We start from the raw sequence: 12606 nt of genomic DNA, 5'->3' as shown, positions 1-12606 counted from the left end.
GCAACGCAAAATAGCTTCCGACTGCTTCATCAACTCAAGACAGCTGCGACTTCGCAGTCGCACACGAGATCTGGCGCGTCCTTGACTACTAAAGAAGCAGCCCCTGTGACGCCGTCACGGGGGCTTTCAGTTGTAGGCATAGGCCAAATCGTATTGAATTGCGGTCGCGTCGCCAAAAACAATCGACACAAGAAAAGGGACGCACACACACCGAGAAAATAGGGAGATAGGAATGCCCGCTGTCACCGGCAAACTTGCGGCCGCGTCACTGGCGCTTGCGCTCATCGCGGCCTCGGCCTCCACTGCATCGGCCCAGAAGAAATACGATACCGGCGCGACCGATACCGAAATCAAGATCGGCAACATCATGCCGTACAGCGGACCGGCCTCCGCCTACGGCATCATCGGGCGGACCGAAGCCGCCTATTTCAAGAAGATCAACGACGAAGGCGGCATCAACGGCCGCAAGATCAATTTCATCTCCTACGACGACGCCTACTCGCCACCGAAGGCCGTGGAGCAGGCGCGCAAGCTGGTCGAGAGCGACGAAGTGCTTCTCATCTTCAACTCGCTCGGCACGCCGTCGAACTCGGCGATCCACAAATACATGAACTCGAAGAAGGTGCCGCAGCTGTTCGTCGCGACCGGCGCCACCAAGTGGAATGATCCGCAGAACTTCCCCTGGACCATGGGCTGGCAGCCCAATTACCAGAGCGAAACGCAGATCTATGCGAAGTGGCTGCTCAAGAACAAGCCGGATGCAAAAATCGCCGTCCTGTTCCAGAACGACGATTACGGCAAGGACTATCTCAAGGGCCTGAAGGATGGCCTCGGCTCCAAGGCCGCCTCGATGATTGTCATGGAGGAGAGCTATGAGACCACCGAGCCGACCATCGACAGCCACATCGTCAAGCTGAGATCGACGGGCGCTGATGTCTTCATGAACATCACGACGCCGAAATTCGCGGCGCAGGCGATCAAGAAGGCCGCTGAGATCGGCTGGAAGCCGCTGCACTTCCTCAACAACGTCTCGGCCTCCGTCGGCAGCGTGATGAGGCCCGCCGGCTTCGAGAACGGCCAGGACATCATCTCGGCCGACTATCTCAAGGACGCGGCTGATCCGGAATGGAACAACGACGCCGGCATGAAGGAGTTTCTCGCCTTCATGAACAAGTACTTCCCGGAAGGCGACAAGCTCGACAAGGGTACGGTCGTCGGCTTCGCCGTCGCGCAGACGCTGGTCCAGGTGCTGAAGCAATGCGGTGATGATCTCACGCGCGCTAACGTCATGAAGCAGGCCGCCAGCCTGAAGGACTTCCGCACCGGGACGCTGCTGCCGGGGATCCAGATCAACACATCTGCGACCGACTTCGCCCCGATCAGCCAGCTTCGGCTCGAGAAGTTCAAGGGCGAGCGTTGGGAGCTGTTCGGGGACGTGATCAGCGCCGACGTCGGCGGCTAGCCGCCTCACGCGACGACAACAAGCCCCCTGCGAGCCATCGCAGGGGGCTTTTGCTTGTGCGCCGATCTTGCGCGCCGATTATGATCACGCGATTGCACAATCGAATGAGGGTACAGCCCGCTTACGCTTTCGCGCCTGATGCGGTAGGCATGTGAACCGGCACGTTTGCTGCCGGACTTTTCCGTCCGCTCAAGGCTTTTCGTCATGACCGACCGACGTCCCCTGCTCCGCGCGCTCTACGACGCTGCCGTTGCCGCCGCTCATCCCGACACGGTGCTGGCGCCGCATCTGCGGCCCGCGCCCAAGGGACGCGTGATCTGCCTCGCGGCCGGCAAGGGCGCGGGCGCGATGGCTGCGGCCGCCGAGCGGCATTATCTCGACACGCTCAAGCTCGCGCCGGAGCGTCTGGTCGGCATTGCCACCACCCGCCACGGCTACGGCGTGCCGACGCGCCGCATCCGCGTCGTCGAGGCCGGCCATCCCGTGCCGGATGAAGCCGGTTTGAAAGGCGCAGCCGATACGCTCGCGCTTGCAGGCGAAGCCGGGCCGGACGATCTGCTGCTGGTGCTGCTCACCGGCGGCGGCTCGGCGAACTGGATCGCGCCGGTGGACGGCATCAGTTTTGCGCAGAAGCAGGCGGTCAACAAGGCGCTGCTGCGCTCGGGCGCGCCGATCGGCGAGATGAACACGGTCAGGAAGCATTTGTCGCGGATCAAGGGCGGCCGGCTGGCGCGCGCAGGCAAAAATGCCGCCGAGATCGTGACGCTCGCGATCTCCGATGTGCCGCATGACGACGCTTCCGCGATCGCCTCCGGCCCCACGGTGCCCGATCCGACGACGCTGGCTGATGCACGCGCGATCGTCGCGAAGTACAAGCTCGCCATCGACGATGCCGTCCGCCGTGCGCTCGATGCTCCCGCCAACGAAAGCTGCAAGCCCGGTGACGCCGCCTTCGCGCGCGCGCATTTCGAGCTGATCGCGCGCCCCAAGCAGTCGCTCGACGCGGCGGTGAAGCTCGCGAAGGAGGCCGGTTACGAGACCATCGATCTCGGCGCCGATCTCGAAGGCGAGGCCCGCGATGTCGCCGCCGATCACGCGAAGCTCGCGCTTCAGGCGCGCGCGCAAGGCAAGCGCATCGCGATCCTTTCCGGCGGCGAACTCACGGTCACCGTGCGCGGCCAGGGGCGCGGCGGCCCCAACCAGGAATACGCGCTGGCGCTCGCCGGCCTCTTGAAGGACACGCCCGGCATTTCGGCCCTTGCCGGCGACACCGACGGTGCAGATGGCGGCGCCGGCCACCCCACCGATCCCGCCGGCGCACTGATCGACGCGGCGACCTTCGCGAAGATGTCAGCGCAGGGGCTGCAGCCGCAGGCCTATCTCGACAACAACGACGCGACGACGTTCTTCGAGGCGACCGGCGATCTCTTGATGCCCGGGCCGACGCTGACGAACGTGAATGATATCCGGGTGATCCTGGTGGATTGAGGTTCAAGCCTCTCATCCGTCATGGCCGGGCTTGTCCCGGCCATCCACGCGCCGCCACGCCTGAGGAAAGGCGTGGATGCCCGGGACAAGACCGGGCATCACGCCGGAGAATGTAGGCTCCTCCTCAAAACTCGTTGGCGATCTTCGACAGCATCTCGATCAGGGCTGCGCGATTGGCAGATCCGAGCAGCTCGTTCAGTCGCGACTCGTGCTTGGTGGCGACGAGCTTCTTGGCGCGCGTCAGCACGGCCTTGCCCTTGTCGGTCAGCACCAGGATGTGCGAGCGGCGGTCGTTGGTGGAGCGGATCCGCGCGCAGAGGTCGCGGCTCTCGAGATTGTCGAGCATGGCCACGAAATTCGGGCGCAGGATGCCGAGCGTGGAGGCGATCTCGGTCTGGTTACGGCCCGGATTCTTCTCGACCAGCAGCAGCACGGAAAACTGCGCGGGCGTGAGCTGGAGCGAGGCCATGCAGCGCAGAAAGTTCTCGAACACCTTGAGCTGCGCCCGCTTCAGCACATAGCCGAGCTGTTCGGAGAGCTCACCGAGCTGGAGGGCTTCGGGCGGCCCGTCGGTCGCGTCCTTGCGGCCCTTGGTCGCCTCCGCGGATTTTTCGGCGCTCTTGGAAACGGTCATCGCCTCGTGCTCGTAATCCCGCTAAATTCGGGCGGATCGTCCGCCACCCTTGATGTTATATTTGATAATTGTTATGGACCATATCAAATATCGCCAGCGTTTTTCAATGGCTGTAGGCGGACCGTCCACCGCAATCGAGCGGGACCGGCCCGGATCTTTGAGGGGGAGCGTCCGGTCTTGAATACCACCATCATGCTGTTCCTGGTGCAGGACGGCATCACCAATGGCGCGATCTATGCGCTGCTCGGCCTGGCGCTGGTGCTGGTGTTCGCCGTCACCCGCGTGATCCTCATCCCCCAGGGCGAATTCGTCACCTATGGCGCGCTGACCTATGCCTCGCTGGCCGCGGGCCAGATGCCGGGCACGGCAAAGCTCGCGCTTGCCCTCGGCATCGGCGCCTTCGTGTTCGACCTGTTCGTGGCGCGCAAGGCGCTGCACGGGCGCCTGATCGTTCGCAGCTTCGTCGCCAACATCGTGCTGCCGGCCATCGTGCTGGCTCTGACCGTATACTTCGCCAGCCAGAAGCCGCCGGTGGCGGTCTGCATCGCGCTGTCGCTGGTGATCGTCGCGATGATCGGGCTGTATCTTTACCGCATCGCGTTCCAGCCGCTGGCGCACACCTCGGTGCTGGTGTTGCTGATCGCCTCGGTCGGCGTCCACCTCGCGCTGCAGGGACTGGGCCTGCTGTTCTTCGGCGCCGAAGGCCAGCGCGGACCCGCCGTGCTGTCCGGCTCTTTCACCGCCGGCGCGCTGCGCTTCACCGGCCAGAGCATCACCGTCTACGGCATCACCATCGCATTCATCGTCGGGCTGTGGCTGTTCTTCGGGTTCACGCTCTACGGCAAGGCGCTGCGCGCGACCGCCGTGAACCGGCTCGGCGCGCGGCTGGCCGGCATCCGCACCACGCTGTCCGGCCAGATCGCCTTTTTGCTCGCGTCCGTGATCGGCGCGCTGTCCGGCATCATGATCGTGCCGATCACGACGCTCTACTACGACTCGGGCTTCCTGATCGGCCTGAAAGGTTTCGTCGCCGCGATCATCGGCGGCCTCGTCAGCTATCCCCTGACCGCCGTCGCGGCGCTGGTCGTCGGCCTGGTCGAGGCGTTCTCGTCCTTCTACGCCTCGAACTACAAGGAGGTGATCGTTTTCATGCTGCTGATTCCCGTGCTGCTGCTGCGCTCGCTCGCCGCGCCCGCGGTCGAGGAAGAGAAGGACTGACGCCAAGATGCAGAGCCGGCTTCCCATCCTCATCTTCGCACTCGCGATGGCGGCGATCCCGTTCGTACCAGGCATGCCGCCGTTCTGGATCGTGCTGCTCGACAATATCGGCCTGACCGCCCTGGTCGCGATGGGCCTCGTGCTGCTCACCGGTGTCGGCGGCCTGACCTCGTTTGGTCAAGCAGCCTTTGTCGGTTTCGGCGCCTACACCACCGCGGTGCTGTCGACGGCTTATGGCCTGTCGCCGTGGCTGACCTTGCCGCTGTCGCTATTGGTCAGCGGATCGTTGGCGGTGCTGCTCGGGCTGGTGACCGTCCGTCTCTCCGGGCATTATCTGCCGCTCGGCACGCTGGCCTGGGGGCTGGGCCTGTTCTATCTCTTCAGCAAGCTGGAATTTTTGGGGAGAAACGACGGCATCTCGGCGATCCCGCCGCTGTCGATCGGGTCGTTCAAAATGCTCTCGCCCGGCTCGATCTATTACGCGATCTGGGTTGCCGTGATCGTCTCGGCCCTGCTCACGATGAACCTGCTGGATTCCCGCACCGGCCGCGCCATCCGCGCGCTGCGCCGCGGCCACGTCGCGGCCGAGGCTTTTGGCGTGCACACGCCGCGGGCAAAGCTGCTGGTGTTCATCCACGCCGCCGTGCTCGCGGGTCTGTCGGGCTGGCTCTACGCGCACCTCCAGCGCGCGGTGAACCCGACGCCGTTCGGCGCGCAGGCCGGCATCGAATATCTCTTCATCGCCGTGGTCGGGGGCGCCGGCTATGTCTGGGGCGGCGTGCTGGGCGCGGCGATCGTCGTGGTCCTGAAGGAAGTGCTGCAAAGCTATTTGCCGCTGATCCTGCCCGGCTCCGGCCAGGTCGAGACCATCGTGTTCGGCATCATGCTGGTGGCACTGTTGCAACTCGCGCCCGGCGGCGTCTGGCCCTGGCTGATGGCATTCTTGCCCGAGCGAACCCGTGGCAAGAAGCCGGATACCTCGCTGAAACTGGAGCAACGCACCCGCGCATCCGGCCAGTCGAGCGTGCTGCTCCAGATCGAAAAAGCGCGAAAGCAGTTCGGCGGCGTGATCGCGGTCAACAACGTCTCCTTCGACGTGCAGGCCCGCGAGATCGTCGCATTGATCGGGCCGAACGGCGCCGGCAAGAGCACGACGTTCAACCTGATCACCGGTGTGCTGTCGGCGACATCAGGCTCGATCTCGGTGCTCGGCAAGAAGGTCGACAGGGCGCCGCCGCAGGAGATCGTCAAGCTCGGCATCTCCCGCACGTTCCAGCATGTGAAGCTCGTTCCCGACATGACCGTGCTGGAGAATGTTGCGATCGGCGCGCATCTGCGCGGCCATTCGGGACCGATCTCTTCGATGCTGCGGCTCGACCGCGCTGATGAAGCCAGGCTGCTCGCTGAAGCGGCCCGCCAGATCGAGCGCGTCGGGCTCGCCGAGCAGATGCATCAGCTCGCAGGTTCGCTCTCGCTGGGCCAGCAGCGCATCGTCGAGATCGCCCGCGCGCTGTGCGTCGATCCGATGCTGCTGCTGCTCGACGAACCGGCCGCCGGCCTGCGCCACATGGAGAAGCAGCGCCTCGCCGCGCTGCTGCGCGAGCTGCGCGACGGCGGCATGAGCGTGCTGCTGGTCGAGCACGACATGGGCTTCGTGATGAACCTCGCCGATCGCATCGTGGTGCTCGATTTCGGCACCAAGATCGCGGAAGGTCCCCCTGCCACGATCAAGACCAACCCCGAAGTGATCAAGGCCTATCTCGGAGTGGCGGCATGAGCGCGCTGTTGTCCGTCGCCGACGCCCATGTCGCCTACGGCAAGGTCGAGGCGGTGCGTTCGGTCTCGCTCCAGGTCGGCGCGAACCAGATCGTCACCATCGTGGGCGCCAACGGCGCCGGCAAGACCACGCTGCTGTCCGCCATCATGGGCATTTTTCCGCTGAAGGGCCGCGTCAGCTTTGCCGGACAGGACCTCGCCCGGCTCGACATCGAGGACCGCGTCGCGATGGGGCTTGGCCTCGTCCCCGAGCACCGCGAGTTGTTCGTGACCATGAATGTCGAGGACAACCTCGAGTTAGGGGCCTTCCGAATCGAGAGAAGCAAGGCGAAAGCCTCGATGGAACGGGTCTACACGCTGTTTCCGCGGCTGAAGGAGCGGCGCAAGCAGCTCGCCGGCACGCTTTCGGGCGGCGAGCAGCAGATGCTCGCGATGGGCCGTGCGCTGATGGGCGAGCCGAAACTGCTGATGCTGGACGAGCCGAGCCTCGGCCTCGCCCCGATCATCGTCGCCGACATCTTCCGCATCGTCACCGAGCTGCGCGCCAGCGGCGTCTCGGTGCTGCTGGTCGAGCAGAACGCACAGGCCGCGCTGAAGATCGCGGACCAGGCCTATGTGATGGAGCTTGGCGAATTCGTGCTGAGCGGCAAGGCCAGCGACATCGCGGCGAACGAGCGCGTGGCGGCAAGCTATCTCGGTTTCCAGCACGAAGGCGCGAGCGGATTGTGATTCTGAGACGTCTCCACGAACTCAAACTGTCATCGTCCGCGAAGGCGGACGATCCAGTATTCACAGACGACTGTGCTCGAACCGAGAGGCCGCGGCGTACTGGATGCCCCGCCTTCGCGGGGCATGACACCGTAGGATGCGGCGATAGCAGTGACGATGGACTCGTCACTTGGCCGCCGCCGTCTCCCCCTTCAGCGCCGCCACCTCGGCCTCCAGCTCGGCGATCCGCTGATCCCTTGCCGCCAGCGCTGCCGCGACATCCGCCGCGTCGAACTTCTGCGGGATGTGCTGCGGGCAATTGGTATCCCAGGCTGCGATCTTGAACAGGATCACCTGCTCCGGCCGCGCGCGGTACCCCTTGGGCATCAGCGACGTTGTCAGCGCCTCGTCGTCCTCGACCACGCGGGCCTCGCCCCAGATCTTCACCCGGCGGCGGTGGGCGTAGTCCATCACGAAGATATAGGCCTTTGGATTCTCAGACAGGTTGCCCTGCGTGAGGTACTGCTGATTGCCGGCATAGTCGGCGAAGGCGAGCGTCTGCTTGTCCAGCACCTTGAGAAAGCCCTTGGGCCCGCCGCGATGCTGGATGTAGGGCTGGCCGTCGGCCGAGGCTGTGGCAAAATAGAAGCTATTGGCGTCAGTGAGGAAGGCTGCAAGATTCTCGTCGATCTCGTTACGCCAGCCGCGCTGCTCGGCACGCGCGTAGGCCTCTCGTGATCCCTTTCGGGTCTGGATCGACTTCACCGCCGGCGTGAACGCCACGTCGCTGGCGTAAGTATGTGCTGTTGTCATCGGAACATCTCCTGAAATCCCGGCGCATCTCTGCGTCTTTCATTGGGCAAGATGGACCTCCCGGCGGCTAAAACAATTTGGCCGCTTGACACTTCATCATTGCACTATAAGCAATAATGTGATGGACCGCCTCGAAGCCATGCATGTCTTCGTCACCGTCGCCGATTTGCGCGGCTTTGCGCCGGCGGCGCGCAAGCTGCGGTTGTCGCCTTCGGCGGTGACGCGGCTGATCGCGGCGCTGGAGGAGCATCTCGGCGCGCGCCTGCTGCAACGGACCACCCGGCAGGTGAGGCTGACCGATGTCGGCACGCGCTACCTCGAGCGTGCCCGGCGCATCCTCGCCGATGTCGAGGAGGCCGACAGCTCCGCGCGGGAGGAGCGCAACCGGCCGAGCGGGCGTCTCGTGGTGTCGGCGCCGATCGGCTTCGGCCGGCTGCATGTCGCGCCTGTCATGACCGCCTACCTCAAGCGCTATCCCGAGGTCGCCTGCGAACTCAGGCTATCGGACCATCTCGTCAACCTCGTCGAGGATGCCGTCGACGCTGCCGTCCGCATCGGCCATCTCGCCGACTCCTCGCTCGTCGCGCGCCAGGTCGGCGAGATGCGGCGGATCACGGTGGCAACATCTGGCTACCTGAAGCGTCACGGCGAGCCAAAGACGCCGGAGGCGCTGCTCGAGCACCAGACCATCGCGTTCGGCCCCTCCGCGAGCTGGCGCTTCGTGCAGGACGGCCGCGACATCGAGGTGACGCCGAACCCACGCTTCACGAGCAACAGCGCCGATGCCGCCTTGCAATATGCCGAAGCCGGCGGCGGCGTGACGCGCGTGCTGGCCTATCAGGCCGCCGAGGGGCTGAAGCGCGGGCGGCTGAAAATCGTGCTGGCGAAATACGAGCAGCCGGCGCTGCCGATCCACATCGTGTATCCGACCTCGCGCCTGCTCTCGGCCAAGGTGCGCGCGTTCATCGACCTCGTGGTGGAGACGGCCGAGTGGAGGTTTGGGTAAGGCCTCGTGTCCCGGACGCGCTGCAACGCCCCTTAGCGTTGCTGCGCAGAGCCGGGAACCAGAAGGCCAGGGCGTAAGCTGTGGATCGATGGGCCCCGGCTCTGCAGCGTACCGCTGAAGAAGCGCTGCGCTGCGTCCGGGGCAAGAGCCTCACCCCTTCTTCGGCACCACCCGGAACGTGCCGCTGGCCCGCGCGATCACGGCGCCGTCGGCCTTGATCAGGCTCTGCGCGAAGCAGATGGTCTTGCCGGTCTTGATCACATCGCTCTCTATCGAACACCATTGGCCGATCTCGGCCGAGCCGACAAAATCGATCGAAAGCGACACCGTCACGAACGACGTGGTCCAGTTTGTCACCTGCGCGCAGCTATAGCCCATGGCATTATCGGCGAGCGCGGTGATCAGGCCGCCATGGATCAGGCCGCGGCCATTGGTGTGCGGCCTTGCCAGACGAAGGCCGATGATGACGGCCCTCTCGGTTTTCTTTGCGTAGATCGGCTCCCAGGGTTCGGTGAGCGGGCTCTTGCGGGACAACGGCTCGAAGCCGTCGGGGATGTCGATGGTGGTCATGCGTGCCTCGCGTCATTGGCTGGGGCCATTGAACGCGATGTGGATGACAGTTTCACCGCCTACAAAGTTTTAAACGGGATTTGCGCGGGTGTTTGAAATGGGCACGATGTGGAGGCGGCGCGCGATCCCGTAGCAAGGGTGGGCAAAGGCGCGAAACGCCGTGCCCACCATCTCGCAACGAATGCAAGGTTGGTGGGCACGCTTACGCTTTGCCCACCCTACGGCCGTTGCGTATTGCCTAAAGCGGCAGCCCCACATAGTTCTCCGACAGTGACGTCATCGCGGCCTGCGACTGCGTGACGTAGTCGAGCTCGGCGAGCTGGATGCGCGCGCCGATGGTACCGGTGTCCGGGAACTTGTGCAGCATCGAGGTCATCCACCAGGAGAAACGTACGGCCTTCCAGACCCGCGCCAGTGCCTTGGCGGAATAGGCGTCGATCCCGACGCTCGACTTCTCGTCGTAGAACTCGCGGAAAGCACTGGCGAGATAGTGCGCGTCGCTGGCCGCGAGGTTCAACCCCTTGGCGCCGGTCGGCGGCACGATGTGGGCGGCGTCGCCGCACAGGAACATCTTGCCGAAGCGCATCGGCTCGGCGACGAAGCTGCGCAATGGCGCGATGCTCTTCTCGATCGAGGGCCCCGTGATCAGGCTGTCGGCGGCATCCTGGTCGAGGCGGCGCTTCAGTTCGTCCCAGAAGCGGTCGTCCGGCCACTGGTCGACATGGTCGTCAAGCGAGCATTGCACGTAGTATCGGCTGCGCTTCATCGAGCGCATCGTGCAGAGCGCAAAGCCGCGGGAATGGTTGGAATAGATCAGCTCGTGGCTGACCGGCGGCGTATCGGAGAGGATGCCGAGCCAGCCGAACGGATAGACCCGCTCGAACTCCTCGATCGCCGATGCCGGGACACTGGCGCGGCTGACGCCGTGAAAACCGTCGCAGCCGGCGATGAAGTCGCAATCGATCGTGTGGGTGACACCATCTTTCACGTAGGTTACGCGCGGGTGACCGCCGTCGAAATCATGCGGCTGCACGTCCTTGGCCTCGTAGACGGTGGTAAGACCGGCAGCCTTGCGCGCATTCATCAGGTCGAGCGTGACCTCGGTCTGGCCGTAGATCATGACCATCTTGCCGGTCGCGCCCTTCATGTCGATGCGGTGACGGCGTCCGGAAAAGGCGAGCTCGATGCCTTCATGCAGCAGGCCTTCGGCATGCGCCCGCGCGCCGGCGCCGATCTGGTCGAGCAGCGCGACGGTTCCCTCCTCCAGGAGACCCGCGCGGATGCGGCCGAGCACGTAGTCCGGGCTCTGCCGCTCCAGAATGAGATTGTCGATGCCGTGCTTGTGCAGCAGTTGCCCAAGCAACAATCCGGCCGGCCCGGCCCCGATGATTGCGACTTTTGTCCGCAATACTTGCTCCTTCCGATCCTGTAGGCTTTCGTCGCGGCTCGCTTGTCGCGGTCGTCCGCGCGCGATAATTATATCATATAACGGTTGGGTAAAGGGGAGTGCTCGTCGCCGCAGCGACAAATCCATGTAACATGGCTGACATAGATGACGCGGCGGCGCGCCGCGCCAGTTCAGGCTTGAACGCGTCCGCCAATTAGATAACATGTTAATTAACGAGACCGGGCCATCGAAGCCCGCCGTCAAAAACAGGGAGAGACGCGTGATGAGGAAAGCCTGTCTGGCGTTGCTGCTGGCAGCAAGCGTGAGCCCTGCGTTCGCGCAGGACAAAACTTTTGACCTGAAGATCTCGCACTGGGTGCCGGCTTCGCATCCGCTGCAAAAATCACTGGAAGACTGGGTGGCCGCGGTGAATAAGGATTCCGGCGGCACTATCACGGGGAAGGTTTTTCCGGCCCAACAGATGGGCAAGGCGTTCGACCATTACGACATGGCACGCGACGGCATTGCCGACGTCACCTACGTCAATCCCGGCTACCAGCCCGGCCGCTTCCCGATCATCGGCGCGGGCGAATTGCCGTTCCTGATCTCGGACGCCAAGGGCGGATCGATGGGGCTCGACGCCTGGTACCGCAAATATGCCGAGAAGGAGATGAAGGACGTCAAATACTGCCTCGCCTTCGTCCACTCGCCCTCCTCCTTCCACTCCCGCACCAGGAAGATCGTGATGCCGGAGGACGTGAAGGGCCTGAAGATCCGCCCCGCCCACGCCACCATGGCGAATTTCGTCACCTCGCTCGGCGGCACCAACGTGCAGTCCTCCGCGCCCGAAGTGCGCGACATCATCGAGCGCGGCGTCGCCGACGGCGTCACCTTCCCCTGGGGTTCGCTGGTGCTGTTCGGCATCGACAAGGTGACCAAGTACGACATGGAGGCGCCGCTCTACACCACGACCTTCGTGTTCGTGATCAACAAGGACAAGTACAATGCGATGTCCGACAAGCAGAAGGCCGCGATCGACAAGAACTGCTCGACCGAAATGGCCGGCGTGGTCGGCGAGCACTGGGGCAAGTTCGAGGATGCCGGCATCGACAAGGTGAAGGCTGAATCCGATCACGAGGTCTACAAGCTGACGCCGGATCAGACCGCCGCCTGGAAGAAGGCCGCCGAGCCGCTGGTCAAGACATGGTCCGACGGTGCCAAGAAGACCGGTGCCGATCCGGACGCAGCACTTGCGGATTTGAAGGCGTCGCTGAAGAAGTACAACGCACTGGCGGAGTGAGGCCGCCTCGATAAGGACGCGGCGGCGGGAGCCGTCTCGCCGCTGTTGTTCTGCACCCGCGCTGAAGGGTGAGGGGCGCACGGCGCTTCGTCTCCCTCGCCCCGCTTGCGGGGAGAGGGTTGGGGTGAGGGGGAGTCTCCGCGGGGGCGGTGATAGTCGAACTCGCGGAGAGTCCCCCTCACCCGCCGCGCTTTGCGCGTCGGCCTCTCCCCGCACGCGGGGAGAGGCGAAGTGCGCGGCGACA

At 64.4% G+C, this 12606-nt stretch carries 11 protein-coding genes; 7 read left to right on the top strand and 4 right to left on the bottom strand.

Annotation, left to right across the window (positions count from 1 at the left end; translation table 11 throughout):
- The first annotated feature begins 232 nt into the window (after positions 1–232).
- The gene (locus IVA80_RS37215; protein WP_247440087.1) at positions 233–1462 is read left to right on the top strand and encodes an ABC transporter substrate-binding protein; all 1230 of its coding nucleotides are present in this window, start codon (positions 233–235) and stop codon (positions 1460–1462) included.
- 204 nt (positions 1463–1666) lie between these two features.
- Entirely contained in the window at positions 1667–2950 is a 1284-nt protein-coding gene (locus IVA80_RS37210) for a glycerate kinase (protein WP_247440086.1), read from the top strand.
- A gap of 124 nt (positions 2951–3074) precedes the next feature.
- Here the strand turns inward: IVA80_RS37210 and IVA80_RS37205 are convergent, their stop codons facing one another.
- A complete protein-coding gene (locus IVA80_RS37205) occupies positions 3075–3584 on the bottom strand; it encodes a MarR family transcriptional regulator (RefSeq protein ID WP_247440085.1) in 510 nt (169 codons plus the stop codon).
- 177 nt (positions 3585–3761) lie between these two features.
- On the opposite strand from IVA80_RS37205, the gene IVA80_RS37200 reads away from it, so the two are divergent.
- The 3 genes from IVA80_RS37200 to IVA80_RS37190 are packed head-to-tail and all read left to right on the top strand — an operon-like array spanning position 3762 to position 7307.
- Positions 3762–4802: a branched-chain amino acid ABC transporter permease gene (locus IVA80_RS37200; RefSeq protein ID WP_247440084.1), complete on the top strand. Its 1041-nt coding sequence runs from the start codon at positions 3762–3764 to the stop codon at positions 4800–4802.
- 7 nt (positions 4803–4809) lie between these two features.
- Positions 4810–6579: a branched-chain amino acid ABC transporter ATP-binding protein/permease gene (locus IVA80_RS37195; RefSeq protein WP_247440083.1), complete on the top strand. Its 1770-nt coding sequence runs from the start codon at positions 4810–4812 to the stop codon at positions 6577–6579.
- Entirely contained in the window at positions 6576–7307 is a 732-nt protein-coding gene (locus IVA80_RS37190; protein ID WP_247440082.1) for an ABC transporter ATP-binding protein, read from the top strand. Before IVA80_RS37195 ends, IVA80_RS37190 begins: the two co-directional genes overlap by 4 nt.
- Before the next feature lie 165 nt (positions 7308–7472).
- Here the strand turns inward: IVA80_RS37190 and IVA80_RS37185 are convergent, their stop codons facing one another.
- On the bottom strand, positions 7473–8099 hold the full coding sequence (locus IVA80_RS37185) for a pyridoxamine 5'-phosphate oxidase family protein (protein WP_247440081.1): 627 nt from the start codon (positions 8097–8099) through the stop codon (positions 7473–7475).
- 121 nt (positions 8100–8220) lie between these two features.
- Between IVA80_RS37185 and IVA80_RS37180 the strand changes: the two genes are divergently transcribed.
- Positions 8221–9105, top strand: a complete 885-nt coding sequence (locus IVA80_RS37180; RefSeq protein WP_247440080.1) for a LysR family transcriptional regulator — start codon at positions 8221–8223, stop codon at positions 9103–9105.
- A gap of 150 nt (positions 9106–9255) precedes the next feature.
- Here the strand turns inward: IVA80_RS37180 and IVA80_RS37175 are convergent, their stop codons facing one another.
- A complete protein-coding gene (locus IVA80_RS37175) occupies positions 9256–9675 on the bottom strand; it encodes a PaaI family thioesterase (protein WP_247440079.1) in 420 nt (139 codons plus the stop codon).
- Between the two features lie 238 nt (positions 9676–9913).
- Positions 9914–11083: a 4-hydroxybenzoate 3-monooxygenase gene (gene pobA, locus IVA80_RS37170; protein ID WP_247440078.1), complete on the bottom strand. Its 1170-nt coding sequence runs from the start codon at positions 11081–11083 to the stop codon at positions 9914–9916.
- 262 nt (positions 11084–11345) lie between these two features.
- Here pobA and IVA80_RS37165 point away from each other — a divergent pair, with 262 nt between their 5' ends.
- On the top strand, positions 11346–12362 hold the full coding sequence (locus tag IVA80_RS37165) for a TRAP transporter substrate-binding protein (RefSeq protein ID WP_247440077.1): 1017 nt from the start codon (positions 11346–11348) through the stop codon (positions 12360–12362).
- Positions 12363–12606: the final 244 nt, after the last annotated feature.

The sequence above is a fragment of the Bradyrhizobium sp. 139 genome, assembly GCF_023074175.1.
GTDB lineage: Bacteria > Pseudomonadota > Alphaproteobacteria > Rhizobiales > Xanthobacteraceae > Bradyrhizobium.
Note: the sequence above shows the minus strand (reverse complement) of the source record. Positions and strands in the feature narration are given on the sequence as shown.

Excerpts from the sequence above, each read along its gene's own strand:
- IVA80_RS37215 (WP_247440087.1), top strand. The coding sequence starts at position 233 with ATGCCCGCTGTCACCGGCAAACTTGCGGCCGCGTCACTGGCGCTTGCG.
- IVA80_RS37210 (WP_247440086.1), top strand. The coding sequence starts at position 1,667 with ATGACCGACCGACGTCCCCTGCTCCGCGCGCTCTACGACGCTGCCGTT.
- IVA80_RS37205 (WP_247440085.1), bottom strand. The coding sequence starts at position 3,584 with ATGACCGTTTCCAAGAGCGCCGAAAAATCCGCGGAGGCGACCAAGGGC.
- IVA80_RS37195 (WP_247440083.1), top strand. The coding sequence starts at position 4,810 with ATGCAGAGCCGGCTTCCCATCCTCATCTTCGCACTCGCGATGGCGGCG.
- IVA80_RS37190 (WP_247440082.1), top strand. The coding sequence starts at position 6,576 with ATGAGCGCGCTGTTGTCCGTCGCCGACGCCCATGTCGCCTACGGCAAG.
- IVA80_RS37185 (WP_247440081.1), bottom strand. The coding sequence starts at position 8,099 with ATGACAACAGCACATACTTACGCCAGCGACGTGGCGTTCACGCCGGCG.
- IVA80_RS37180 (WP_247440080.1), top strand. The coding sequence starts at position 8,221 with ATGGACCGCCTCGAAGCCATGCATGTCTTCGTCACCGTCGCCGATTTG.
- IVA80_RS37175 (WP_247440079.1), bottom strand. The coding sequence starts at position 9,675 with ATGACCACCATCGACATCCCCGACGGCTTCGAGCCGTTGTCCCGCAAG.
- IVA80_RS37165 (WP_247440077.1), top strand. The coding sequence starts at position 11,346 with ATGAGGAAAGCCTGTCTGGCGTTGCTGCTGGCAGCAAGCGTGAGCCCT.